The 25,636-nt window shown below is 70.9% G+C and carries 19 protein-coding genes; 15 read left to right on the top strand and 4 right to left on the bottom strand.

Annotation, left to right across the window (positions count from 1 at the left end):
* Positions 1–30 precede the first annotated feature (30 nt).
* Genes ACFY2L_RS26600 through ACFY2L_RS26590 form a run of 3 tightly spaced genes read left to right on the top strand, consistent with a single transcriptional unit; the run spans position 31 to position 3,976 of the window.
* Entirely contained in the window at positions 31–717 is a 687-nt protein-coding gene (locus tag ACFY2L_RS26600) for a FadR/GntR family transcriptional regulator (RefSeq protein ID WP_390662145.1), read from the top strand.
* The gene (locus ACFY2L_RS26595; protein WP_390823614.1) at positions 714–2,147 is read left to right on the top strand and encodes a hypothetical protein; all 1,434 of its coding nucleotides are present in this window, start codon (positions 714–716) and stop codon (positions 2,145–2,147) included. The genes ACFY2L_RS26600 and ACFY2L_RS26595 overlap by 4 nt, the downstream gene beginning before the upstream one ends.
* Positions 2,144–3,976: a GMC family oxidoreductase N-terminal domain-containing protein gene (locus ACFY2L_RS26590; RefSeq protein WP_390823613.1), complete on the top strand. Its 1,833-nt coding sequence runs from the start codon at positions 2,144–2,146 to the stop codon at positions 3,974–3,976. The genes ACFY2L_RS26595 and ACFY2L_RS26590 overlap by 4 nt, the downstream gene beginning before the upstream one ends.
* Before the next feature lie 136 nt (positions 3,977–4,112).
* On the opposite strand, the gene ACFY2L_RS26585 is transcribed toward ACFY2L_RS26590, so the two are convergent.
* Positions 4,113–4,526, bottom strand: coding sequence for an SgcJ/EcaC family oxidoreductase (locus ACFY2L_RS26585; protein ID WP_390823612.1), 414 nt, complete (start codon positions 4,524–4,526; stop codon positions 4,113–4,115).
* Positions 4,527–4,730: 204 nt separating this feature from the next.
* Between ACFY2L_RS26585 and ACFY2L_RS26580 the strand changes: the two genes are divergently transcribed.
* From ACFY2L_RS26580 to ACFY2L_RS26570, 3 genes are all read left to right on the top strand, one after another.
* Positions 4,731–7,376, top strand: a complete 2,646-nt coding sequence (locus ACFY2L_RS26580; RefSeq protein ID WP_390823611.1) for a LuxR C-terminal-related transcriptional regulator — start codon at positions 4,731–4,733, stop codon at positions 7,374–7,376.
* Positions 7,377–7,517: 141 nt separating this feature from the next.
* A complete protein-coding gene (locus ACFY2L_RS26575; protein WP_390823610.1) occupies positions 7,518–7,886 on the top strand; it encodes a hypothetical protein in 369 nt (122 codons plus the stop codon).
* 59 nt (positions 7,887–7,945) lie between these two features.
* Positions 7,946–8,890 (top strand): Crystal protein ET79, encoded by a 945-nt coding sequence (locus tag ACFY2L_RS26570; RefSeq protein WP_390823609.1) that lies wholly within the window; start codon positions 7,946–7,948, stop codon positions 8,888–8,890.
* Positions 8,891–8,985: 95 nt separating this feature from the next.
* Here ACFY2L_RS26570 and ACFY2L_RS26565 read toward each other — a convergent pair whose 3' ends face one another.
* A complete protein-coding gene (locus tag ACFY2L_RS26565) occupies positions 8,986–9,633 on the bottom strand; it encodes a dihydrofolate reductase family protein (RefSeq protein ID WP_390823608.1) in 648 nt (215 codons plus the stop codon).
* 526 nt (positions 9,634–10,159) lie between these two features.
* Positions 10,160–10,603, bottom strand: coding sequence for a DUF6086 family protein (locus ACFY2L_RS26560; RefSeq protein ID WP_390823607.1), 444 nt, complete (start codon positions 10,601–10,603; stop codon positions 10,160–10,162).
* A gap of 239 nt (positions 10,604–10,842) precedes the next feature.
* Here ACFY2L_RS26560 and ACFY2L_RS26555 point away from each other — a divergent pair, with 239 nt between their 5' ends.
* The 3 genes from ACFY2L_RS26555 (at position 10,843) to ACFY2L_RS26545 (ending at position 14,007) form a co-directional block, all read left to right on the top strand.
* Positions 10,843–13,218, top strand: a complete 2,376-nt coding sequence (locus ACFY2L_RS26555; protein WP_390823606.1) for a fibronectin type III domain-containing protein — start codon at positions 10,843–10,845, stop codon at positions 13,216–13,218.
* Positions 13,219–13,222: 4 nt separating this feature from the next.
* Positions 13,223–13,645 carry a hypothetical protein gene (locus ACFY2L_RS26550; protein WP_390823605.1) on the top strand — a complete coding sequence of 141 codons (423 nt, stop codon included), beginning with the start codon at positions 13,223–13,225 and terminating at the stop codon, positions 13,643–13,645.
* A 191-nt stretch (positions 13,646–13,836) separates the two neighbouring features.
* Complete coding sequence (locus tag ACFY2L_RS26545; protein ID WP_390823604.1) at positions 13,837–14,007, top strand: hypothetical protein; 171 nt, start codon at positions 13,837–13,839, stop codon at positions 14,005–14,007.
* A gap of 436 nt (positions 14,008–14,443) precedes the next feature.
* On the opposite strand, the gene ACFY2L_RS26540 is transcribed toward ACFY2L_RS26545, so the two are convergent.
* Complete coding sequence (locus ACFY2L_RS26540; RefSeq protein WP_390823603.1) at positions 14,444–16,996, bottom strand: GH32 C-terminal domain-containing protein; 2,553 nt, start codon at positions 16,994–16,996, stop codon at positions 14,444–14,446.
* A 340-nt stretch (positions 16,997–17,336) separates the two neighbouring features.
* Here ACFY2L_RS26540 and ACFY2L_RS26535 point away from each other — a divergent pair, with 340 nt between their 5' ends.
* From ACFY2L_RS26535 to ACFY2L_RS26510, 6 genes are all read left to right on the top strand, one after another.
* The gene (locus ACFY2L_RS26535) at positions 17,337–18,338 is read left to right on the top strand and encodes a LacI family DNA-binding transcriptional regulator (RefSeq protein ID WP_390823602.1); all 1,002 of its coding nucleotides are present in this window, start codon (positions 17,337–17,339) and stop codon (positions 18,336–18,338) included.
* A 190-nt stretch (positions 18,339–18,528) separates the two neighbouring features.
* A complete protein-coding gene (locus ACFY2L_RS26530; protein WP_390662159.1) occupies positions 18,529–19,536 on the top strand; it encodes a LacI family DNA-binding transcriptional regulator in 1,008 nt (335 codons plus the stop codon).
* A gap of 394 nt (positions 19,537–19,930) precedes the next feature.
* Positions 19,931–21,229: an extracellular solute-binding protein gene (locus ACFY2L_RS26525; protein WP_390823601.1), complete on the top strand. Its 1,299-nt coding sequence runs from the start codon at positions 19,931–19,933 to the stop codon at positions 21,227–21,229.
* Positions 21,230–21,262: 33 nt separating this feature from the next.
* The gene (locus ACFY2L_RS26520; protein ID WP_390823600.1) at positions 21,263–22,249 is read left to right on the top strand and encodes a carbohydrate ABC transporter permease; all 987 of its coding nucleotides are present in this window, start codon (positions 21,263–21,265) and stop codon (positions 22,247–22,249) included.
* A gap of 6 nt (positions 22,250–22,255) precedes the next feature.
* On the top strand, positions 22,256–23,143 hold the full coding sequence (locus ACFY2L_RS26515) for a carbohydrate ABC transporter permease (RefSeq protein ID WP_390823599.1): 888 nt from the start codon (positions 22,256–22,258) through the stop codon (positions 23,141–23,143).
* A gap of 155 nt (positions 23,144–23,298) precedes the next feature.
* Positions 23,299–25,596: a glycoside hydrolase family 3 N-terminal domain-containing protein gene (locus ACFY2L_RS26510; protein ID WP_390662235.1), complete on the top strand. Its 2,298-nt coding sequence runs from the start codon at positions 23,299–23,301 to the stop codon at positions 25,594–25,596.
* The last annotated feature ends 40 nt before the right edge of the window (positions 25,597–25,636 follow it).

Raw genomic sequence — 25,636 nt, 5'->3', positions numbered from 1 at the left:
CTCATCCACTGAGCCACTGGGGAGGACCGTGTGGAGCCCTTGCCGCGCGAAACCATCGTCGACGTGCTGGAGAGCCGTCTGCGTGAGGACATCCTCACCGGGCGGCACCCGGCCGGAACCTACCTGCCACCCGAGCGCAGTCTCGCCGACGGCTACGGAGTCACCCGGACGACTCTCAAGCACGCCTTCGGCCGGCTCGTGCAGGCCGGATTGCTGGAGACCCGCCACGGCGTCGGCACCCGCGTACGGGACTACCTGCGCCTCGGCGGAGCCGACCTGCTGCCCATGCTCGTCCGGCACAGCCCCGACTGGCTCGGCGAGATCTTCGAAGTGCGGCGCAGTATCGGCGCGTTGATCGCCGAGCGCGCGGCCGCCCGGGCGACGGACAGGCAATGCGCCGAGCTGCGCAGCCTGTTGACCGCGGTGAGCGAGGCCGAGGGCGGCGACGCCGTGCAGCTCGCCGACATCGAGGTGCACCGGGCCCTGGCCCGCGCCACCGGCAACCGTGTCTACGTCCTGCTGACCAACACGCTCTTCAACGCCTACCTGCCGGTGCGCGCCGCGCTCGTCCGTCCTTTCACGGACGCCGCCGCGGCCCATGGGCGCCTTCGCCCGGTCGTCGACGCGGTCGTCGACGGCGACGCGACCGGCGCACGGCGCGCGGCCGAGGAGTATCTGACGGCCACCGAACGGATCATGCTGGAGGGTCTCGCATGAGCACGCTCCCCGCCTCGCCCCCGAAGAGCACCACCTCCGGTCGCGGCACCGTCTTCCGCGAAGCCATGGTCGGCACGCTGCGACTCCACCACGAGAACCGCACCCGCCCGCTACGCCTCGACCTGACCGTCTCAGCGGACCATGTCATGCGGCTGACCGGCACGACCGAGGCCCGCGCCACCGGCCGGATACGGGTCCCGGGCTGGGCCGACGACCCGGACGTCCGCGGCGAGTTGGAGATCTCGCCGTTCTCCAGGCGCCGTATCCGCTACCGCATCGCGTTCACCGCGGACGGCCGCAGGCTCACCCTCGACGGCTGGAAGTCCGTGACACCGCGCAGACCGGTGGCCTCGATGACCGTACTGCCGTACACCGTGTACGAGGACGGCGCGCCCATCGGCACCGGATCCCTGCGTTTCCCCCTGGCCACACAGCTCGCCCCGTTCCTGGCGAGCTTCCGCTTCCCCCGGCGGGAGAACCGTGACGCGCTCCTCGCGCCGCGCTGGAACGGCGAGCCAGGACGTACCGAGGTCTGGTACACCACCCTCACCGACCCGGCGACCGGGAGCGGGGTGTGGCTGCACCATGAACTGACCGCGCCTGCCGACGGATCCGAGCCGTACGCACACGGCTGGGCCGCCCTCTTCCCCCAGGACGGACCCGTACGGCACGCGCGCTTCGGACCCGTTCCGTGGACCGCCGGCCAGGCCGGATTCCGCGCGGACGGAGTCCTGGCCGGGCCCGGACGTCTGACCGGGTCGGCCGACGGCGGCTCGCTGCACTGGGAGCTGACCGAACAGCCCGTGGCCGAGCCGCTGTTCACCTTTCCCCGGTGGGCGTGGCGCCGGCCGGTGCTGCCCGCCGCCCACATGCTTCCCGCCGCACGGGCCTTCTACAACGGAACCTTCACGCATGACGGCACGCCCCTGACGCTCACCGCGGCCCCGGGCGCGTCCGCCCGGATCTACGGTCACGGCAACGCCCGCCGCTGGGCCTGGCTGCACGCGGACCTCGGCGGCGGCGACATCCTGGAGATCGTCGCCGCGGTCTCCACGCGCCCGGGCCTGCGCAGGCTCCCCCCACTGGTCTTCCTCCGTCTGCGCCGGGGCGGCCGCGCCTGGCCACGCCGCCCCGAACGCGCGGCCGTCGGCTGGGCCGGAGCGGGACGATTCCGCGCCGCCATCGGCCTGCCCACCTGGACGGTCACCGGCCGCGCCGGACTGCGCCGGATCCGCGTGAAGGTCACCCAGCCCGCGGACCGCACCCTCTCCCTGAACTACACCGACCCCGACGGCGCCCGCGCGACCTGCCGCAACAGCGAACGCGCCGACGCCCATGTCCGGCTCGAGCGATGGTGGTTCGGCGGCTGGCGCACCGAGCGGGAATGGACGCTGGACGGAACGGCCCATGCGGAGGTGGGCCACCGATGAGCCTCACCGGCCTGGTGGCCGCCGTCATCGCCGACGACGGCACGGCCGACTGGCCCACCCGCGTCCCCGCGAGGCTGGAGACGGTCCTCGCCTCGATGCCGCTCCCCGCCCGCGTCGGCGTACGGGCGGCGGCGCGCGGCCTCGACGCGTACGCCATGGCGCGGACCGGGCGCCCACTGGCCGCGCTCACCGGCCCCGAGCGCGAGTCGGTGCTGGCCGGGCTCGTCGCACGGCCGGCGCTTCTGCCGCTCCTCGACCTGCTCAAGGTGCCCGTTCTCCTCGCGGCCGGCACCGAGCGGATGCTCGAGGACGGCCTGCCGGGACACGGGCTCCCGCGGGCGGACCCACCGCTCGACTGCGTACCGTCGCACGCCTGGCCCGCGCGGTCCACCGCCGACGCCGTCGTCGTCGGATCCGGGGCGGGCGGGGCCATGGCCGCGCGGACCCTGGCCCGGGCGGGGCTCGACGTGGTCGTCCTGGAAGAAGGACAGCACCACCCCACCGCATCGTTCGGACGCCGCACACCGCTCGACCGGTTCGCCGAGCTGTACCGGGACGGCGGAGCGACCGTCGCCGTCGGCAGCCCGCCGCTGCTGCTGCCGGTGGGCCGGGCCGTCGGCGGCACCACCGTCGTCAACTCCGGCACGTGCTACCGCACTCCCGGCCATGTCCTCGCCCACTGGAGCACGGACTTCGGATTCGCGCTCGCCGAGGACCTCGACCGCCACCTGGACGACGCGGAGCGCACCCTGCGCGTGGCCACCCAGCCCCTGGACGTCCTCGGCGGCAACGGCCGGATCGCCCTTACCGGCGCGGGCAGGCTCGGCTGGCACGCGGCCCCGCTGCGCCGCAACGCGCCCGGCTGCAAGGGCTCCTGTCAATGCGTCGTGGGCTGCCCGACCGGCGCCAAACAGAGCGTGCAGCTGTCCGTGCTCCCCGACGCCTGCGCCGCCGGGGCCCGCGTCGTCACCGGAGCGCGGGTGGAGCGCGTGCTCGTCGACACGGACCGGCCGGGCGGGCCGCGCGCGGCGGGGGTGCGCGTGCGCCGGGAGGACGACGGGTTCGAGATCCTCGCCCCTCTGGTCGTCGTGGCCGCGGGCGCCCTCTCGTCACCGCCGCTGCTGCGCCGCTCGGGCCTGGGCCGGCATCCCCGGCTCGGGCGGAACCTCAGCGTCCACCCGGCCACCAGCGTCGCCGGACGCTTCACGGAACCGGTCACCGCCTGGCAGGGTGTGCTGCAGAGCGTGGGCGTGGAGGAACATCACCACGCAGGCGTCCTCATCGAGGCCACCGCCACCCCACCGGGCATGGGCTCCTTCGTGCTGCCCGGAGTGGGCGGCGAGTTGCGCCGTGAACTGGAGGGCGCCGACCGGCTGGCCACCCTCGGCGCGATGATCGCCGACCTGCCCTCCGGCCGGGTGCTCGGCCGTGACCGCACGCTGCTCCGCTACGACCTGCACCGCCGCGACGCGGGCCGTCTGATGCGGGCGGCACGCGCCATGGGCGAGCTGCTGTTCGCCGCGGGCGCCGAGGAAGTCCTCACCGGCATCCCCGCCGCGCCCCGGGTCCGCAGTCTGACGGACCTCGACACGGTCCTCGCCGGCACGAGCGCGCGGCAGCTGCATCTCTCGGCCTACCACCCCACCGGCACGGTCGCGGCGGGTGCGGACCCGGAGCGCTTTCCCGTGGACGGGACGGGACGGCTGCGGGGCGTGCGCGGTGTGCTGGTCGCGGACGGGGCCCTGCTCCCCGGCTGTCCCGAAGTGAACCCCCAGCTGAGCATCATGGCGGCGGCCCTGGCGGTCACACACGCGTACCTGGGACGGTGACAGGGCAGCCCCGGCCCCGCGCGCCACCGGCCGCTGGCCCGTGACACCACGCTCCCGGGCCTCCGGTCGCCCACCCGCAACCCGGCCCTCCTGGCCTGTGCGACGCCGCCGCCGAGGCCGATCCGTCCGAAAGTGATCAGTCGGCCACGACGCCCGTGTTCTGGCAGGCGGTCAGCAGCCAGCGACCGCCGTCCTGCTTGCTCATCACGTACAGCGGGGCGCCCTCGCTCTCGTCGCTGCCGCCCAGGTAGCGCTGACGTACCTTGACCGCCGCGACATCGGGGCGGATGAAGAGCACGTGGACCACCTCGTACCTGACCTCGCCGTCCCAGTGGGCCGCGGGGAGCACCTTGTGGGTGAACTCCGAGATCGCGTCGAGGCCGATGAGAACCTTCCCGTGAGCCGTCGTCCAGACCGCGTCGGGGTGGAAGAGGGCGAGGAACGCGTCGGGGTCCTTGTGCTGCTGGGAGTGTTCGACGGTGGCGACGACCTGCTTGATGGCTTCGATGTCGGCGGCGTACGCCGCGGGTTCCGCGTTCATGTGGAGCATGGTGCAACCTCAAGTGTGGTTGAGATCAAGGCGGTGACCGGTCCAAGGTCATGTGGAGCCGCGTGCGGGCCTGTTCAGGACATGAGCGTGCGGTTCCCCGACCGGAAATCTGACCGATAGTCGACAGCCCCTCACTCTCCGGAATGCCATCTACCTGAGCAGGGAAGACCGGTACGCCGCAGGAGGGAACGAGTGGGGAACCCGATGCTCGAACGGGATGAGGCAGGCGCCCTCGCGGCGAACGCGGGGGCGTCCGCGCGGGCCGGGACCGGGCGGTGGCTGTTGGTCAGAGGGCTGCCCGGAATGGGGCGTACCGCACTGCTTGATGACGTGGTCGGGCAGGAGTCGGTGCGCGGAGCGATGGCCGTCCGGCAGGCGCGCGGTTCGCGCGAGGAGGGAGCGTTCCCGTTCGCCCTGGTGCGCCAGCTCCTTCCGGCGACGGAAGAGGAAATACCCTTCGCCTGCGAATCCTCCGTGGCCGAACAGCGGACCTTTCACCGCCTCCTTGACGCAGTCGCCCGGGACGCGCGCCGAAAACCCCTGCTCCTGGCCGTCGACGACGTGCACGAGGCCGACGCACCGTCGAAGCGCTGGCTCGGCTATCTGGCCCGTCGGCTCGTGGGCTTGCCGGTGTTCCTCCTGCTGACCGCGAGCGCCGACGGGCTCGTCGGCCCGCTGCCCGAGGCTGCCGGCACCACGCTGCACCTGGACCCGCTCAGCCCGGCCGCCGTCCGCCGGCTCGCCGGCAGCGTCGCGGAGGAGGCGCACGGCAACCCGGCCCTCGTCCACGCCCTCCTCGCCGACGCGGCGGGTGAGCCCGGACCGGGCCGCTACGGCCGGACGATCGCGCACTGGGTCCGAGCCGGCGCCGACCCGGTCGTCCGCGCCCTCGTCCTCGCCCTGGCCGTCGCCGCACAGCACTGCCCGCATCCCCGCGCCATGATGCGCGAAGTCGCAGCGCTGGGACCGGAGTTCCGCACCCTTCCGCCGGGCGCCGACCACCTCGCGCGGATCCTGTCCGAGCCGCCTGCCCGCCAAGCCGCCCTCGGCGCCGCCGACCCGGCCGAACTCGCCGTGATCCGCGGCCGAATGGCGCGCGAGCTCGACGAGAGCGGCGCGTCCGCGACGACCGTCGCCGCCCACCTCGTGCACCTCGACCCGCTCACCGAGCAGTGGATGACGCAGTCCCTGGAGGACGCCGCCGAAGAGGCGCTGCGCGTGGGCCGGACGGCGGAGGCCACCGCCTTCCTCCGCCACGCGCTCACCGGCCCCCTCCCGGTGGGCCGCCGCGCCGACATCACCCTGCGCCTGGGCGGCCTCGAGTTGCGCCACAACGCCGACGCGGGCGTCCGCCGCCTGCGCGCCGCCCTGGAGTTGCACGCCGACCCGGGCCACCGGGCCGCTGTCGCATCGGCCCTCGGCACGGCCCTGGCAGCACAGGGACGGACGGAGAGCGCGCTGAAGGTCCTGCGTCGCGAGAACCGGACGGCGGACGACGCCCGGTGCGCCGACGCGCTCCGCTCGGTCGCCGCCCTCATCGCCTCGCACGACGCCGTCGCCTGGCGCGACGCGGTGGCCGGGATGCGGGAGTCGGTGGCCACCGCGCCCGCCGCGACCGAACCGCTGATGCGCACGCTGGTCGCCGAGTACGACGCGGGGGCAGGCCGGCTGTCCGCCACGGCGGTGCTCGACCTGGTGCTCCCGCGGCTCGCCGCACCGGAACCGGTGGACCCGAGGATCCGCACCGCCTGGCTCGGCAGCGCGGCCACCCTGCTCCAGTGGGCCGACCGGCTCGCCGACGCCCGCGCCCTCGCCGACGCGTGCCTCCCCGCGCCGCCCGCGCTGCCCGACCCGGCCGACGCCGGACACCAGTGCCTGGTCAGCGTGCGGGCCGAAGCCGCCCTGATGGCCGGTGACTTCGGCCGCGCCCTCGCCGAGAACGCCCCGCTGCTGGACGCCTGCACGGAACGCGGCATCCGCCTGAACCACCTCACGGCCATGGTGGCCCGTGCCCGGTACGAGCTCGGCGAGCGCGAGGCGGCCTGGCGACTCCTGGGGCGCGGGGGAGAGGAGACCCCGGACAGTTCCTGGGAATGGAACGAACTCCACTACGCCCGAGGTGTCCTGCACGCGTACGACGGCGACCACCAGGCGGCGCTCGACGCCTTCCTGGCCTGCGGGGCCGGTCAGGACGCCCGCGACTTCGTCAGCCCGGTGGCCACGCCGTGGCGCTCCGGTGCGGCCCTGGCGCTGGCGCGGCTCGGCCGGCCGGTGGAGGGCCGCGCGCTCGCGGACGAGGAACTGGCGCACGCCCGCACCTGGGGCACCCCGCGCACGGTCGGCCGGGCGCTGCGGGCCCGTGCCGCCGTGGTCGGCAGCCGGCAGGCGCTGGAGTCGCTGACCGAGTCGGTGGCGTTGCTCCGGACGGCGCCCGCGCCCGTCGAGCTGATCGAGTCGCTGCTGGATCTCGGCCGGGCACGGATCCTGGTCGGCAACCGCCGCAAGGGAAGCGCCGATCTCCGCGAGGCCCACGACCTGGCGGTCCGGCTGCTGGCCCGGTCCACCACCGGTGAGGGCAGAGTGGTCGTCGAGGCCCGGGACGCCGTCGCCGCCCACGCCACCCGTCGAACGTGCCGGGCGGCGCCCGCGGACGGCGACAGCCCGCTCAGCCCGTCCGAGCGGCGGATCGTCGACCTCGCCGTCCAGGGCCGGACGAACGTACAGATCTGTGCCGAACTCCACCTCTCCCGCCGCACGGTGGAAACCCACCTCACCCACGCCTACCGCAAACTCGGCGTCACCCGCCGCACGCAACTCCTGGCCAGGCTCACGGAGTTCGGGACGTCCTGAATCGCGAACGCGCACCGCCCCCGGACGGCTCGTGGTTTTCCACGATGCCCGCCGTCCCGCCGGCCCGGCAGGGTGATGCGTGCCCGGTGCACTGCCAACGCCCGTCCACCCTCCGCCGGGCCGGATGAGAAAGGCACGGAGATGCCCGTCCCCGCCCACCACACCGTCCGACGCCTCCTCGGCACCGTCGGTTTCGCCGTCGTGGCAGCCGTCGTCACGGCCGGCGCCGGCGCCCCGCCCGCCACCGCCGCCGATGCGCCCGCGGCTCTCGCCGCGTCCCCGCATCCGAGCAGTCCGGCCGTCGCGCCGCAGGCTCCCGAGGTCGCGCCGCAGGCTTCCGCGGCCGCGGCTCGGACCGCCGCCGACTTCCGCCACTGGGGCGGCGCGTACGCCGACAGGGCGTCGGCCGAGGCGGCCGGCGCGCTGCTGATGCTCGCCGGCACCGCCGCGTCGTTCGTGGTCGAGTACGTCCAGGCCCAGGGGCCCGACTGGGTCCTCTGGTACTGGTAGGCCGCGAGCGCCGCGTGATCCCGCCCGTCGTCCCTCCCGACCGAAAGGTGACTGTCCTGATGAGCACGAAGCGCCCGCCCCGAACCTCCGCCGCCATGACGCCCCGCGCGGTGGCCACGTCCCTGTCGAGCGCCGCCCTGGTGATCGGCGGCCTCGTCGCAGCGGTCCCGTCCGCGCACGCCGCCGAACCCGCCCCGGCGGCGTCCGCCCCCTCCTCCGCGTCCGCGGACCAGGACGCGGCCCGGCCGGCCGCGGCACCGTCCGCCGCCCGCAGCACGGGCGTGACGGTGAACAACTACAGCGGCAGCGGCATGCAGCGGGTCTGGGCCGGTCTCGCCCACGGGTGCTGGACCGACGGACAGCTGCCGGCCGACTATCTGCCCAGCGGCAGGTCCACCGCGTGGGGCAGTCAGTCCTGCGGTTTCATGACCGGCACCGAGGGCGACGCCGACTTCGCGGTCGACGGTGGGCAGGTCAAGATCCACTGGAACAACCCGTGGGCGGGTTCGAACAGTTACTCCTGCACCGTCCCGGACGGCTACTCGTGCACGCGCAGCGGCGGCAGCGGCGACAACGCCAACGTCACCTTCACCGTCACGGGCGGCCACCAGCGCCTGAAGGCCCTGACGAAGGCTCACAGCCCGGCCACCGTCCAGGCCGCGCGCAGCACGTACGTCACGCTCAACAACAACACCGGCGGTCTGCTCGGCCGCAGCTACGACCGCCTCGACGGGGGCATCTGGACCGACAACCGGCTGCCCCCGGGCAACATCCCGCCGGGCCGCAGCGGTTCCTGGCAGAGCGAGTCGGACGGCTTCATGACCGGCACCGAAGGTGAGGTCCAGTACCTCCTCGCCGGGGCCGGCTACGTGACCGTGCACTGGAACAACCCCTACGTCGGCTCGAACAGCTACTCCTGCACCGTGCCCGCGCACTACACCTGCTCGCGTACCGGTGGCGGCGGCGACAACGCGACGGTGGCGTTCACCGTCTCCCACGAGTGACGCCTTCCTCGAGACGGTGGCCCGGTCCCCCCGCCGGGCCACCTTGCCGGAACGCTCGCGTCAGCCGTGCTGAGGTTCCCGCGTCGTCTCTCTGGTCATTTCCGCCAGAAAAGATGGTGCGTCACGCCGCTCGGGCTGGGCACGACCTCCATGTGGAACCGGTCCAGCAGCTGTTCGGGTGAGTCCCAGAGGCGTAGCCCGGACCCGAGCTTCACCGGTGCGACGGCCACGTGCAGGGTGTCGACGAGGTCGGCGTCGAGGAACTCCCGGATGGTGGTCACGCCGCCGCCGAGCCGGACGTCCTTGCCCTGCGCGGCCTCCCGCGCCTGCGCGAGAACGGTGGCGGGGTCGCCGTCCACGAAATGGAACGTGGTGTCGGAGAGCGTGAACGACGGACGCTTGTGGTGGGTCAGGACGAACACCGGCGTGTGGAAGGGCGGCTCGTCACCCCACCAGCCGCGCCACTCGTGGTCGCGCCACGGGCCGCGCTGGGGTCCGAACTTGTTGCGGCCCATGATCTCGGCGCCGATGTTGTGGCTGAAGTCCCGGGTGAAGTAGTCGTCGAGGCCCCTGCTTCCCCCGGGCTCGGTGCGGTTGGGCCAGCTCGCCGTGGCGCCGGCCCAGAAGAAGAGCCTGCCCGGATCGATGTGGTGGCCGAAGGGCCTCTCCAGGCTCTGGTCCTCGCCCGCGGCGACGCCGTCGCTCGAGATGGTGAAGTTCTGCACTCGCAGCAGCTGATCCATGTGTTTCCTCATCAGGCCCGGTCGCCGCCTCGGATGGCGATGCGTCCTCCATGAGGATGTCGAACGGGACGTCGCTGGATCGACAACGGCGCCCAAGTTCTTCCACGGCGTGTCCCACGCGACCGTTCACTTGCTCCGTTCGGCAGCACCCGCGTGATCCGGCGGAACACCTGCTCTCGCTCCGCAGCCGGCAGGACGAGATAGGCCGAGATGGTGGAGAGACGACCAAGACACTCACGAGCGCTCGTCGTCACGCACCGTGCGATCACGGACTGCTGAACGCCAACGAACCACTCGGACCGTTGCAGCTCCGTACCCGGCCACTGCATCTCATGACCCGGAGGCGTCCCGTCGGGGGGCGGTTCGTACGCTTCCGCCACCGTTCCGAAGCTCAGCGCGCGCCCAGACATGCCGAGCATCCCGACACGAGCGACCCCGTCTCCCGGCCCTCAGCCGGGGGAGGGCAAGGCAGAAACGGCAAGCCGGTCCCGGTGGTTGGATCGACCCGGGACCTGGGCGCACCGGCTCAGCAGGCCATCCAGCGCTCCATCTCCCGGGCCCGCATGTCCAACGTGGTGACGACGGCCGACGCGGTCCGGGGACTGCCGGGAACCTGCACGTCGCGCTGGACGCCACCCCACACAGGGCCGGGCCCCGGTTCGGGCATCTCCACCTCGACTCCCGCCCGCCGCGCGAGCGCGACCGCCGTCGCCACGAACCCCTCGGAGAGCGCGAGGATCACGAAGTGCCCCGTCCGGCAGTGCCATGCGACCAGGCCGCGTACGAACTCCGCGTACACGGCCGGATCGACCTCGAGTGTGTCCGGGTCCCCCCAATGCCTTCCCTGGCCGATTCCCGAGGGCAGCTTGAGCTCCGCCTCAAAGACCTCGACCTGCCGCAGGAAGAGGCGGCCGGCACCGTTCGACGGGTTCCACAGCGTTTCGTCACCCATGTCGAAGTACATGCTCATCGCCAACCCCCTGCTCAGCCGCCCCGGCACAGGGTAGAAGATCGGCGGGTGGCAGGCACCCGGGTAAAACGGGGGCTCGTCACTGTGACAACTACCCGGACCCCAGCGCACAACAGTGACCCGTACACGCGCCAGAAGCGTCATTTCCTGAGCAATGGCGAAACTTGACGCATGATCACCTGAAACGACGTGTTACGACTTTCCCGGGGGCAGTGCGGGCGCCGCGGGGGAACAGTTCAATGACAAGTGCGAACAACGTCCACGTACACGGAGACGTCGACGGACAGGTGGTCGTCGGCAGTCGGAATGTCGTCCAGACCGTCGTCGTCAACGCCGCACGGGGCTCCTCCGTCATGGTGCGCCCCGAAGGACCCCCGCAGGTCGAGCGGCGCGGTCGGCCCGTGGGCCGGGCTCTGCCCGGTCGCATTCCCGCACTGCTCGGGCGCGAGCGTGAATTGGCCCGGTTCGACGACTGGCTGTCCGAAGGACACCCGGTGCAGGTGTACGGGCCGCCGGGAGTCGGCAAGTCCGCGCTGCTGCGGCGCGTGGCGGCGGACCGCGCCGCGAGACCCGGCGGCGGCGATGTGATCTACCTCCCGGCCACCGGGCTGCCCGTCGAGGATGTCGTCCAGGACCTCTTCCACGCCTGTTTCGAGACCGAGGGGTACAAGCCCGACCACGCCAGAGTGCGGCGGTTGATGGGGGCGGTCCGCGCCCTCCTCGTCGTCGACGACTTCCAGGGCGCCCCCGAAGATCTGGCCGCCCTGGTCGATGCCGCTCCGGGCTGCGAGGTGGTGGTGGCCTGTGCCGAGCGCATCGCCTGGGACGGGGCGAGAGCGTTGCGCCTCGACGGACTCGCCGAAGAGCACGCCCTCGCGCTGCTCGCCCGGGAACTCGGCCGCCCGCTGCGCGGCGGTGAACCGGAGGCGGCCAGAGGACTGATCACCACCGTACGGGGTCACCCTCTGACGCTCGTCCAGACCGCGGGTGCCGTTGCCGCCCTCGAACGCGGCCATGCGGCGACCACGCCGGACGCGGGTGAAGAGCCCGAATCCGAGGCGGGCCTCGCCGGCACGGGCTTCGACGTGCACCAGTCGGCGCTCGCGGTCGGGCTCGCCGGCCGACTGAGCGACGAAGCGGGCAAGCTGCTGCGTCTCCTTCGCGCCTTCGAGCCGTTCTCCCTCTCACCGGCCCTGCTCACGGCGCTCGCGGGCGGCGTGGAACGCGCCGCCGTCACGGAGCTGGAGTCGCTGGCCCTGGTCGTGTGTGACAGCACGGGCTACCGCGTCGTGGGACGGTTCGCCGAGCTGGTCGCTGAGCGGTCCGGGACTGTGCGCGGTGCGGCGGAATTCGCGAGCCCGCTGGCGGACTGGATACGGACCGCGGCCGCCCGGCGCGAGGTGGCCGGCGAAGCCGCCGCGATCTGCCACGTCCTCACGGCAGCGGCCCGGGCGGGCGACCACGCGGCCGTGCGGGACCTGGCGCGGGCCGCGGCGCCGGTGTTCGCCCGTACGCTGCGCTGGGGCACCTGGCGGCAAGTCCTGGAGTTCGGCCTGGAAGCGGCCCGTGCGCTGGGATCGGCCGAAGACGAGGCGTACTTCTCGCGCGAAGAGCAGGTGCGCAGGCGCGGTCTGGGGCTGGCGGCAGGGGTGACGGCCGGCGTCACGGCCGGAGCGGCGGCGGTGCTCGGCCAGGGCGCTCTGCACGGCGCCGCGGCCAAATCGGGCGTGGCCGCGTCGGGGGCCGCCAAATCAGGCGCAGCCGCGGTCGTCACCAGCCCGACGGCGATCGGTATCGGGGTGGCGGCCCTGGTGGCCGGAGGCATCTTCACCGTGGGCCTCGCAGGCGACGGCGGTGAGCAGCCGGCGGCCGCGCCCGCTGCGTCATACCAGGCGACGGCCTTCCCCCCGACTCGGTCGGCCCCGGCCTCGGTGCACGGACCCCGTCCATCCCGGTCCCGTGACACGACGGACAAAGTCTCCGGGCCCCCCTCGAAGAAGCCCGAAGACAGCCCCAGGGCGTGCACAGTCGTTTCGATGCGACCCGAGACGTTCGGCCCGGTGGCGGCCGGGAAGGAGGAAACCCGGCACATGGAGTTCGCCGTGTTGCCGGGCTGCGGCGACAAGGACACCCTGGCCGTCGACGACGCGGCCAACTGGCGGGTGAAGCCGACTTCCTGTCCGCCTCCGGACCGGTCCGGGGCCTGCGCGTTCGATGTGGTCTTCACACCCCAGGATCCGGGCCGGACCTACACCGCACGGGTCACCATGCTCGACGACTCACGGCGCGAATCCATGACGCTGCAGGTGACCGGAACCTCCGCCGAAGCCCCTCCCGGCGCACCCACCGATGTCGGTTCCTTCCCTGTGGACACGACCTCCATATTCGTCTCCTGGGGGTATGTCCCCGGCAACCCGACCGAGATCGAGATCAACAACGGGGAGACCTCACAGACGGTTCCCGGCGGCCGGAACACCTACACCTGGGAGGGCTTGGCCCCGGGCACCCACATGTGCTTCAGGGTCCGCGCCGTCAACAGCGCCGGAGCGTCGGACTGGGCCCCGCTCGAATCCCCGTACTACACGTGCGCCACGACACCCTCGAACGGTGGTTAGAGACATGACTGACAGCCAAGGCGACCGCTACGACGTGCGCGCCGACGACGTCTCCGGACAACTCGTCGTCGGCCGGGACAACACCGTGACCCGCCTCGAGGTGGCTTCGGCCGCGACCACCCCGGTCACCGAACGGGAACTGGCCGAGCTGCACGCCGAGTTCGCTCGTGTACGCGCGCTCGTACCACAGGACGCCCCGGAGGCGGACCGGGCGCGGGAACTGCTCGACGAACTGGAGGAGTCCGCCACCGCCCCCGACGCCGACGGTCTGTCCACCATGGCGTACGTCCGTCGCTGGTTCAGCCGCCACCTGCCCGCGCTCACGGAAGCAGTGACGGGACTGGTGGTCCACCCGGTGGTGATCCACCTGGTGGAGCTGGCAGGCGGCGCCGTGGCCGACGAATTCCATCAACGCTTCGGCGCCTGACGCGCGCACTTGTCGAAGCGAAGAAGGCGCCGTCGTGCGACGACGGCCGACATGTCGTCGGCGGAGGGGTCTCCGCGGCCTGCCGACTCGCGTACCAGACGAACGCTGCCCCGGCTTGAGCGCGAGTTCCGGTCCCGGTCGATCGCGGCCGGGATGGTGAGCGCCCGCGGTAAGGGCTCGTATGTGGCGGGATGACCAGACCCGAGCGGCCTGAGGCGTTCGGCGACGCCCTCGGGTCCGCCGCAGGTGCGCCGGCCATCGTCGACCCGCCGACGCCGGAGGCACAACCGGAGTTCGAGGAGGCCGACGAGCCGGCCGACGAGACGTTGAGGGGGCCGCTGGGCACGATGGCCTTGTTCTGACCGGCTCACCCGGCCGGCAGTTCACCGCCCGGGGTGATCAGGGTCGAAGCTCACCCCTGCGGGCCGAGCGCGACCGGCTGCGTACGGACGTCCAGCAGCTGGTACGGGTCTTACACGTCCTGTAAATCGAGAACCAACAGCTGCGCGAGTCAGCCGGCAGGGACGGTCGTCCGGGTACTGCCGGTCCAACACCGGACCTCGGATCACTGATCGTTTGCTCCGACTGGGTGGTGCCCTTGTCTGCAGGCACCGTTGCAAGAGACTTCGAAAGGATCGTTTCGGTACCGCAGTGCTGGGCCTGGGCCTTGGTGTGGGCGAGGCGCTGGGACTCCTGTGCCGGCTAGGACGATCGCGCCGTTGCTGGTGGCCGGACGACGGCGTCGATCTGTGCGCCGGAAGCGGCTCCAGCCGTCCGGCGCAGAGGCTTGAGGACCCGTCAGGGCCAGATGGACTTCAGTTGCCACGCCCGCAGATGGTCGAGGGTGGCGGTGCCGCCTTCGGCGAAGGCGCCGACACCCCTGCTGGAGGGGTCCGGGAAGATCTGGTCGGTGAGGGTGACCTGTTCGCCGCGTGAGTTCTCGGCGTAGACCTCGATGGAGGAGGCGTCGACGAGGATGTGCAGGCTCAGTTGGCCGCCGTGGAGCTCGAGGGGAGCACGCTGGACGTCGGTGAAGGTCGGGTCGAAGTCGGTGTCGCCGGAGGCGGAGCGGTCGATGTAGACCTCGCCGGTGGCGGTGTCGTAGCCGATGCGGGTGCGCTGCCCGTTGCCGGTGCGGACGTCCAGGCCGGAGCGGTCGGCGGTGCCGGGGGCGAGGTCGGCCCGGAGTTCCAGGCTGCTGCCGTGCACCGCGAGCGGGGCGGTGGTGTTCGTGACGCGCGTGCTGGGCATCCGGGTGACGGAGCCGCGCAGGTCGGTCAGTTCGCGGATCGGCTGCTGGATCAGCTGGACCTTGCCGTTCACGGTCTTCAGGGAGAGCTGGCGGGGGAACGTGTCGGCGCTGCGCCACGGGGAGGTCGGGATGGCCTGCGCGTAGTTCCAGTTGTTCATCCAGGCGATCATGGCGCGGCGGCCGCCCGGGGCGTCGGTCCAGGTGTTGGCGGCGTAGAAGTCCGCGCCGTGGTCGAGCCAGTGGGCGCGCTGGGTGGTGGACAGGGCGGGCTTGTCGGCGGCGGTGAACTGGTCGGCGAGGACGTGTCCCCAGCCTCCGGAGTTGGCGTCCACGATCTGGATCTGCGCCTTCTTGCCCCTGTAGGCCATGGTGTTGAAACTGGTCCAGTCGAGGTTCTCGGAGTCGGCGCCGGTGGCACTCCGGACGACCTTGCCGTCGACCAGCAGGTTGACACCGGTCTCGGTGGAGGCGGGCTTGATCTGATCGTCGGAGAGAACGACCTGGTCGAGGTTGAGGTGGCCCCAGCCGCTGGTGTTGTCGTCCACGACCTTGATCTGGGCCTGCTGGCCCTGCAGGTCGGACAGGTCCCACGAGGCCCAGTTCAGGGCTTCGCCGTTGGATCCGGTGGCGGAGCGCACCACCTTGCCGTCCACGACGAGCTCCACCGCGGTGGGGGCGTCGGAGCTCGCGGGGTGGTAGCCGCCGCCGATGAGGAAGTTCAGGTACTTCTTGTCGATGGTGAAGGCCGGCGAGGTGAGAGTGCCGGTGGTGGCGTCGCCGCCGTGGAAGCTGTTGGCCAGTCCGTCGCCGAGGTAGCCGGAGACCTGCTGTTGGTCTCCGATGGCGCCCTGGGCCGGTCCGCTGCCGAAGGCATCGCCGGTGGTGGTCCAGTCGCCGATGGGGCTGGTGTAGGTGCTGCCCTCGAAGTCGGCGAGGGTTTCACCGGTAGGGGCCGACTGGTCGCCCAGGACGGCATGGGGGTCGTACGGGTGGACTCCGCCTCCGACCTTGAAGTTGATGTAGTTGCTGCTCACCGTGAACTCGGGCGAGGTCAGCGTGCCGGTGGAGCCGTCGCCGCCGTGGAAGCTGTTGGCGAAGGCCTTGCCCTCGATGCCGGTGACCTCCGACTGCCAGTCCACCGCCCCGGCGGCCGGCGCGCTGCCGAACGCGGTCCCGGTGACCCTCCAGTCGCCGAACGAGCCCGACTCGAAGTCCTGCATCACGGTGCCGCTCGGCGGGGTGTAGGTGGTGCCGGCGTCGTCGGAGGTGAACTTCTTGCCGTCGAAGTCGCCGACGAAGTACTGGGCGCCGGAGCCGCCCGCGATGCCGCCGGGGTTGAGGTTGACGGCCAGCACCCACTTGGTCTTCTTCGGGTCGCCGTCCACGGGCAGCGGGAACAGGTCCGGGCACTCCCAGTCCCCGCCGGTGGCGCCGGCCGGGCCGAAGTCGCTCTGGTGTGTCCAGTGCTTGAGGTCGGCCGAACTGTAGAAGGCGATCTTGTGCTGGTCGGCGAGGGAGACCGCCATCAGCCAGCGCTGCGTGGGGGCGTACCAGAAGACCTTGGGGTCGCGGAAGTCGTTCGAGCCGATGTCGAGCACCGGGTTGTCGTAGTACTTCGTCCAGGTGGTGCCGCCGTCGGTGCTGTAGGCGAGGGCCTGCTGCTGCTTGCCGGAGGCCTTCTGCGCGCTGGTGTACACGGCGACGAGCGGAGGGTTCTTCTCGGTCCCGAAACCGGTGGTGTTGTTCCTGTCCAGCACGACGCTGCCGGAGAAGATCATCTCCTGGTCGTCCTGGGGGATGGCCACCGGAAGCTGCTTCCAGTGCACGAGGTCGGTGCTGACCGCGTGGCCCCAGGACATGTTGCCCCAGGTGTCGCCGGACGGGTTGTACTGGAAGAACAGGTGGTACTTGCCCTTGTAGTAGATGAGGCCGTTGGGGTCGTTCATCCAGTTCTGGGCCGGGGTGAAGTGGAACTGGGGGCGGTACTTCTCGTGGTAGAGGGTGTCGGCCGAGGCCGGCGAGGCGGCGACCAGGCCGAGCCCGGACAGGACGGCCAGTGCGGCCAGGAGTCTGCGGCGCGGACGAACGGTTCTGGACATGGCGCTCCTTGCAGGCGTACGGGCTTCGGCTCAGCCGCAGGGGACTGACGAGCGACGCGTGGCGGGTGCGGGCGGCTACGCGTGTCGGGGTACGGGCGACGGCTGCGCCGTGGCCTCGTCCAAGGCAACGGGCGAGCGGCTGTGGTGGCAGCACGCACCGGCAGCTCCAGCCAGCGACTGGAAACGTTTCGCCGAACGTACGGGCACATGTCGCCGAAGTCCAGACCCTGTGCGCGAAAACTCCTGAATGCGAGGATGAGCGCGGCTGCACCGTGCCACTGATCCTCGGGAGAAAACGTTGTCCAGCGAGCAGAACGACACAGGTCGGCGATCGGCGACCATGCGCGACGTCGCGACCATGGCCGGGGTCGGGATCGCCACGGTCTCGCGGGTCATCAACGGCAAGCCCGTCACCCCTGACCTGGCGGAACGGGTGACGCGCGCCGCCGAGCTGCTCGGCTACCGCCAGGACCTGACGGCCAGCAGCCTGCGCCGGGCCGACCGCCGCACCCACACGCTCGGCCTGGTCCTGGAGGACGCGGCCAACCCCTTCTCCGCCGCGCTGCACCGTGCGGTGGAGGACGCCGCCGCCGAGCGCGGCATGCTGCTTCTGGCCGGGTCCACCGACGAGGATCCGGTCCGGGAGCGCGGCCTGCTGAGGACGTTCACCGCCCGCCGGGTCGACGGCCTCATCGTGGTGCCCACCGGTCAGAACGACACCGACCTCGACGCGGCCCGCCGCGCCGGCACACCCGTCGTCTGCGTGGACCGCCGCACCACAGCGCCGCAGGTGGACACCGTCACCGTGGACAACCGTGCGGGTGTGCGGGCGGCGGTGAAAAGGCTGAACGAGGCTGGGCACCGACGCATCGCCTTCCTCGGGGACCTCCGCTCGATCTGGACCGCCGAAGAGCGCTACGCCGGGTTCGTGGAGGGGCTGGCCGAGGTGGGCTGCGTCCTGCACCCTTCTCTCGTGAGGCGCGGCCTGCACGGTGCGGAAGCCGCCCGGGAGGCCACCCGCGGGCTCCTGGCGCTACCCCACGCGCCCACGTCACTCGTCTCCGGCCAGAACCTCCTGACCATCGGGGCCCGCATGGCCCTGCAGGAGCTTCAGCTCCAGCGACGTGTGGCGCTGATCGGCTTCGACGACCTGCCCCTCGCCGACCTGCTCGACCCCGGCATCTCGGTGATCGCCCAGGATCACGCGGCGATCGGCAGGGAGGCCGCGGGCCTGCTGTTCGAGCGACTCGAGGGCGAGGGCGGCCCGACCCGTCACCGTGTGCTGCCCACCCGCTACCTCGCCCGCGGTTCCGGCGAACTCCCCGCTCCCGAGGACGTCTGACGGCTTCCCCGTGAACGAGTTGTTTCCGGTGTGTTGACGGGGCGAGCCTCGCGGTGCTTCACTGCCGGAACCGGTACCGAAACCGGTTCCGGAACCGCTGCCGGTACCGGTTCCCACCGATCTCTGTACGATCGGCACCTTCGGTGCGGGAGAACATCTTCCGCCTCTGCGTGGAGTGAGAGGAGGTGGCATGGGAGTCACCATCGCCGACGTGGCCTCACGGGCCGGCGTCAGCAAGACGACGGTCTCGCGAGTGCTGAACGGCAAAGGCGAGATCAACGAGAACACCGTCCTGAAGGTCCGCAAGGCGATATCGGAGCTGGGCTATGTGCCGAGCGCCGGAGCAGTCGGGCTCGCACGCGGCACCACACAGATGATCGGCATGCTGGTCCCAGACATGGCCTGGGCCTGGGCCGGCATCGTGCAGGCGGTCGTCGAAACGCTGGAGACCGAGGGCTTCGGGCTGCGCATGCTGACCTGGAACCGCGGTGAGGAGTCACTGCGCAGGCTCGGTCTGCAGGTCGCTGCGAAGTCGTTCGACGGGCTGCTGGTGATAGAGCCCGAGGGCGCCATGGGGTACATCACGGAGCTGCACGAAGCGGGGCTGCCGGTCGTGCTGATCGATGATCGCTTCCAGCGGCCGGGATTCCCCTACGTGGCCACCACCAACCGGCAGGGGGGTGAACAGGCCGCGCGGCACCTGCTGGAGATCGGGCGCCGTCGTCCCTTGGTGTTGACTGGTCCCGAGACGTTCGGCTGTACTCGGGAACGGCTGGACGGCTTCGTCAACGTGTACACGGAAGCCGGGATCCAGATCGACCAACGCGCCATCGTCTGCGGCGACTTCGATTTCGAACGCTGCCGAAGCGCGGTCAAACGCGCTCTCGCGGACGGCCTGGAGTTCGACTCGGTCTTCGCACACAACGACCCCTCGGCGGCCGGCGTGCTCGCCGCCCTGCACGAGGCCGGTCTGTGGGTTCCGCAGGATGTCGCCGTGGTGGGCTTCGACGACGTCGAGATGGCGTCGTACACCTACCCGGCCCTGACCACCATCCGCCAGCCGATGCGGGAAATGGGTGAGGCGGCGGCGCGTCTGCTGCTCGACCACGTGCGTGGATCGCCCGAGGCGGCCTCCTCGCGCATCGTTCCCACCAGCCTCGTTGTCCGTGGCTCGACGTTACAGCCGAGCTCCAACTGACGCCACGTCATCGCGATGCGCAAGTCATGCGCCTCGCAGTTGGGCGGTGCGTTGCCGGTGACGCACCGCCCCCATCTCCTCGAACCTCGGCGAACCACTTCAGCCTCGCCTTCCTCACAACCCCCAGCGGCTGCGCCTGCGCTCAGGCGACACCACCCACATGCACCGTTCCATCTGCTCGTCCCGTTCCGGGACGCCGAACGGTGCGCCTGGCACACCCGCCCGGCCGCTGCCCCTCCGCGTCGGATGCTCCAGCCGCGACCTGCGCCTGACCGCCGACGCCGCTGCCACCGCAGACGGTCTCCGCTCGTGTGCTGACCCATCCGGGCGTCCGCCCGCTCCCGCACTTCGCCGCCCCCCGCCTCTGTAAAGCTCAACGGCAAGGAGCCGCACCATGCGTATAACCACCCGTCACGCTGTCAGAACCGTCCAGACCCTGTGCATCGCCGTCACAGCAGCCCTGGTGGCCACCGGCTGCGGCCGGAGCGAGGATTCCGGCCCCGGCAACGATGCGCCCGCGAAACTCGGCGCCGGCAAGGCCAAGGGAACCGTGGTCATGTGGTCCATGGGCGACCCCGACGAGAACCTGAAGGACCTGGCCAAGAAGTTCGAGCAGGAGAACCCGGACGCAGACATCAAGATCACTGCCGTTCCCTGGGACGCCGCCCACGACAAGCTGACCACCGCGGTCGCCGGCGGCAACACACCGGACATGTCCCTGGTCGGAACCACCTGGATGGCCGAGATGGCCGCCATGAACGCCTTCCAGGCCACCCCGGCATCGATCAAGTCGTCGGACTTCTACCCCGGCCAGTGGGACACCACCAAGTACAAGAACACCTCCTACGGCGTCCCGTTCATCGCCGACACCCAAGCGATCTACTACCGGACCGACATCACCACGAAGGCCGGCATCAAGGGCGCCCTGGCTGGCGACCGGGCCGGATTCCTCAAGGATCTCAAGGCCATTCAGGCCACCGCCGGCAAGCAGAACCCCAAGCTGCGTCATGCCAGCGGGCTGGTGATGGGCTTCAACTCCTGGATCTTCTGGGTACCGATGGTCTGGCAGCAGGGCGGTGACATCTACGACGCCAAGACCGGGAAGTTCATCTTCGACTCGCCCGAGGTCGCCAAGGCGCTGGAGTACTACGCAAGCGTCCCGAAGGAGGGCCTGGCGCCCACCGACAGGTCGGACAACGTGCAGGGCTTCCGGGACGGGCTGATCGCCGTCTACCAGGAGGGTGCGTGGGCCGGCGGCAGCTTCCACAAGGACGCCCCGGAGCTGGACGGCAAGTGGAAGACCATGCCGGTGCCGTACTCCGAGCAGCCGGCCGGGTTCGCCGGCGGCAGCGACCTGGCGGTGTTCAAGGACGCCAAGAACCCCGACGCGGCATGGAAGTTCGCCCAGTTCCTGACCGAGCCCGCCAACCTCGCGACCTATGCCAAGGCCACCGGCAGTCTGCCCCCTTCGCCCCAGGCGTGGTCGGAGGGGAAGCTGACCGAGGACGAGAACATGAAGGCGTTCGACGAGCAGCTCAAGGTCAGCAAGGCGCCGCCCGCCATCACGACCTGGCAGCAGATCGCCGACGCCATCGACTCCGAACTGGAGAAGCTGATCCTCGGCAAGGCCACCGTCGCCGAAGTGCAGAAGACGCTGCAGTCCAAGGCCAGCAGCATCGGCACCGGCCGCTGAGTGCCGCCGCGTGAGGACCCCTCGTACGGACGGATGACATCCATGTCCACGAAAACGCTCCCTGGGCGGGGCGACACCCACAAGCAGAGCACCGCGGGGCCGCAGCGGAGTGCCGATCGCCGGCACTCCGGGTTCCGGAGCACGGCGCGCGGCAGGCAGGCGCGGGCCGCCTGGATCCTCGCCGCCCCGTTCCTCACACTGTTCGCGGCCTTCATGCTGGTGCCGGTGGTGTGGTCGCTGCTGATGAGCCTGACCGACACCAAGAGCGCCGACCTGCGCACCCCGCTGAACGTGTCGTTCACGGGCCTCGACACCTACGTGCGGCTCTTCCAGGACGATCAGTTCTTCACGGCCCTGCGCAACACGGCCGTGTTCGTCCTGGTGGCCCTGCCCCTGACGCTGGCCGCCGGGCTTGCGGCGGCGGTCGCCCTCGACCGCGGCATCCGCCGTTTCCGTGCCGTCTTCCGCGTCGGCTTCTACCTACCGGTGATCACCAGCATCGTGGCCGTCGCCGTGGTGTGGAAGACACTCCTCGAACCGCGCGCGGGACTGGTGAACCTCGTCTTGGGCTGGTTCGGGATCGACGGCCCGGCCTGGCTGGCAGATACCCGCTTCGCTCTGCCCGTCATGATCGTGATGGCGGTGTGGCGCAACCTCGGCACCGTCATGATCATCATGCTGGCGGGTCTGCAGTCCGTCCCGCAGTCCCTGATGGAGGCGGCCGAACTCGACGGCGCCGGGCCCTGGCAGCGATTCTGGCGGGTCACCTTCCCGCTCCTGCGTCCGGCCCTGCTGCTGACCGCCGTGACCACGGGCATCGGCTATCTGCAGTTCTTCGACGAGCCGTTCGTGATGACCGGTGGTGGGCCGCTGGACTCCACCCTGTCGGCCACGTTGTACGCCTACAACCAGTTCGGCAACGGCAACTACGACATGGCGTCGGCCGCCAGCTACGTCATCTTCGTCCTCATCGTGGCGCTGACCGTGCTGCAGTTCCGCGTGCTGCGAGACAAGGACTGATGCCCCATGAGCACCCTCTCCACTCTTCCGACGGCACAGCCGGGCCCGGACCGCAGCCTGAGGCACCGCCGCGTCCGGCAGACCTGGGGCCAACCCTGGCTGTACATACCGCTCACCGGCGCCTTGCTGCTGATGATCGCGCCGTTTCTGTGGATGCTCTCCGGCTCCTTCAAACCCGAGGCCGACATCCGCCGAGTGCCGCCCGTCCTGGTTCCCACGGCGCCTACGACCGCCAACTACGGTGAGCTGTTCAGCACGCTCGACTTCACGAGCATGTTCGCCAACTCCGTGATCGTTGCCCTCGCCGTCACCGCCGGGAACCTGATCTTCTGCTCGATGCTGGGCTACGCCCTGGCCAAGCTGGAGTTCCGCGGACAGCGCGCCGTGTTCCTGCTGGTCATGGGGACGCTCATGATCCCCGGCCTGGTCACCTTCGTACCGCTGTACGTGCTGGTGTCCAACATGCAGCTGACCGGCTCCCTGGTCGGGCTGATCCTTCCGTTCCTGGCCGGCCCCTTCGGGGTGTTCCTGATGCGGCAGTTCATCTCCACCCTGCCCGACGAACTCATCGACGCCGCCCGCGTCGACGGCTGCCGCGAACTGGCCGTCTTCGCGAAGATCATCCTTCCGCTGGCCAAGCCGGCCCTCGCCACCCTCGGGATCATCACCTTCCTCGGCTCCTGGAACAACTTCCTGTGGCCCCTGGTCGTGGCCCAGAACGAGAGCCAGTACACCCTCCCCGTCGGTCTCGCCCTGGCCAGCAGCGGACAGTCCTTCACCCGCTTCGGCATCCTGCTCGCCGGCGCCGTGGTCGTCCTGCTGCCGGTGATGATCGTCTTCCTCCTCTTCCAGCGCCAGTTCGTGGCCGGCATCGCCACCACCGGCCTGAAGTGACGCCCCGGCGCCCTCTGCGGCATCGGTCCCGCCCGTCGCGGCGGACGCACAGTCCACGACCCCCGCCGCGGCAGGCGGCGGCGTCGCTGCGACGAAGCGCTCGCCGTCGCCTGCCAACTCTCTGACCTGTGACAACTCATCTCTTGGAGAACAACGTGGGACAGCCGGTCCACTCCGCCGTGTACCTGGATCCGGAAGCATCCGTGGAAGCGAGAATCGACGACTTGCTGTCCCGGATGACCCTGCCGGAGAAGGTCGGGCAACTGCTGATGCTCGACGCACAGCACGGGGACCTGGCGGACATCGTCTCGGCCAAGCTGGCCGGATCGGTCCTGCATGTGTCTCCAGACCTGATGCCGGAGGCCATGGAACTGGCCCGGCGGACACGGCTCGGCATTCCGTTGCTGACCGCTGACGACGGCATCCACGGCCACTCGTTCTGGCCGGGCGCGACGATCTTCCCGACCCAGCTGGCCATGGCCTGCAGCTGGGACCCCTCCTTGCTCCACCGGGTCGCCCGTGCGGCAGCGACCGAGATCGCAGCGACCGGAATCCACGGGACGTTCTCCCCAGTGCTGTGCATCACCCGGGACCTGCGCTGGGGCCGCATCAACGAGACGTTCGGCGAGGACCCGTACCTGATCGGTGAACTCGGGTCGGCGATGGTGCGCGGCTACCAGGGGGAGGGCCTCAGCGACCCGACGGCCGTACTGGCGTACGCCAAGCACTTCGCGGGCTACTCCGAGACCCTGGGCGGGCGCGACGCGAGCGAAGCCGATCTCAGTCCACGCAAGCTGCGCTCGTGGTTCCTGCCCCCGTTCGAGCAGGCGGTTCGGGCTGGCTGCCGCGGCTTCATGCTGGGCTACCAGTCGATCGACGGGGTGCCCATCACCGCGAACGAGTGGCTGATCAACGATGTGCTCAAGGGCGAGTGGGGCTTCAGCGGGACGCTGGTGACCGACTGGGACAACGTCGGCCGGATGGTCTACGACCAGCGGACCTGCGCCGACTACGCCGAGGCGGCGGCGGTCGCCGTCAACGCCGGCAACGACCTCATCATGGCCACACCGGCGTTCTTCGAGGGTGCGCAGGAGGCGGTCGCCCGCGGTCTGGTCGAAGAGAAGCAGATCGATGACGCGGTACGGCGGGTTCTGCGGCTGAAGTGTGAACTCGGTCTCTTCGAGGACCCCCGCACACCCGACCCCCAGCGGCAGACGCAGGTGATCGGCTGCCGCGAACACGCCGACCTCAACCTCGAGACCGCCCGACGCTCCCTTGTGCTGCTGCGCAACGAGGGGATCCTGCCCCTCGAAGGCGGGCTGACTTCCGACGGGACCGGCCGCGCCGCGAACAGGGGCACACCACGGACGATCGCGGTCATCGGCCCCAACGCCGACAGCACGGAAGCCATGCTCGGCGACTGGGCGGGTGCGACCGGCCAGGTTCCGTGGATGCCCGAAGGACATCCACGGGAGTTGGTGGAGACGGTGCTCGACGGCCTGCGCGCCGTCGCACCCGCCGACTGGACCATCACGCACGCCCGCGGAGCCGACATCGAAAGCCCCGACCAGGACACGGGGTGGTCCACCGGGCCCGACGGCCAGCCACAGCCGGACGTTTTCACCCCCGCCCTGGTCGATCAGGCCCAGCTTCTGGAGGCCATCGCCGCCGCGGAGGCCGCCGACTACGCCGTAGTGGTCGTGGGGGACACCATCGCCCTCACCGGCGAAGTGCGCTCCACAGCCACGCTCGACCTCCAGGGAGGCCAGATCGCGCTGCTGGAGGCGGTCGCCGCCACCGGCACACCCATGATCGTCGTACTCGCCCAGTCCAAGCCGAGCACCCTCCCGGACCCGGCACTGAACGCGGCCGCACTCATCGAGGCGTTCAACCCAGGCATGCGCGGTGGCCGCGCCATCGCCGAACTCCTCTTCGGACTGATCGAACCGAGCGGCCGGCTCCCGGTCTCCTTCGCACGCCACGTCGGACAGCAACCGGTCTTCTACAACCAGGTGCGCGGTCAGCACGGCCAACGCTACGCCGACCTCACCCAGGACCCCCTGTTCGCGTTCGGTGAGGGCCTCACCTACACCACGGTCACCTACTCCGACCTCGTCGTGCACGACCCGGACGTCCCCGCTCACGGCACAGTCAACGCCACGGTACGACTCACCAACAGCGGCAGCCGTCCGGCCCTGGAGACGGTCCAGGCGTACATCAGCGACCTGACCACCAGCGTCACCTGGGCCGAGCAGGAGCTGAAGGCGTTCACTCAGGTCGAGATCCCTCCCGGCGAAACCCTGGACGCCACCATCAGCATCCCTGCCTCGCAGTGCTCACTCGTCACGGCCGACAACCGCCGCGTCGTCGAACCAGGCGAGTTCATGCTCCGCGTCGGCCCCAGCTCACGACGGGAGCAGCAGCTGAGCGCAGGATTCCGCATCCGGACCTGAAAGCCGTATCCGGCTTGAAGACCCCCGCCCCGCCGGCCTG

This window comes from Streptomyces sp. NPDC001381 (genome assembly GCF_042895685.1).
Classification (GTDB): Bacteria; Actinomycetota; Actinomycetes; order Streptomycetales; family Streptomycetaceae; genus Streptomyces.
This window is presented reverse-complemented; position numbering and strand designations above follow the sequence as displayed.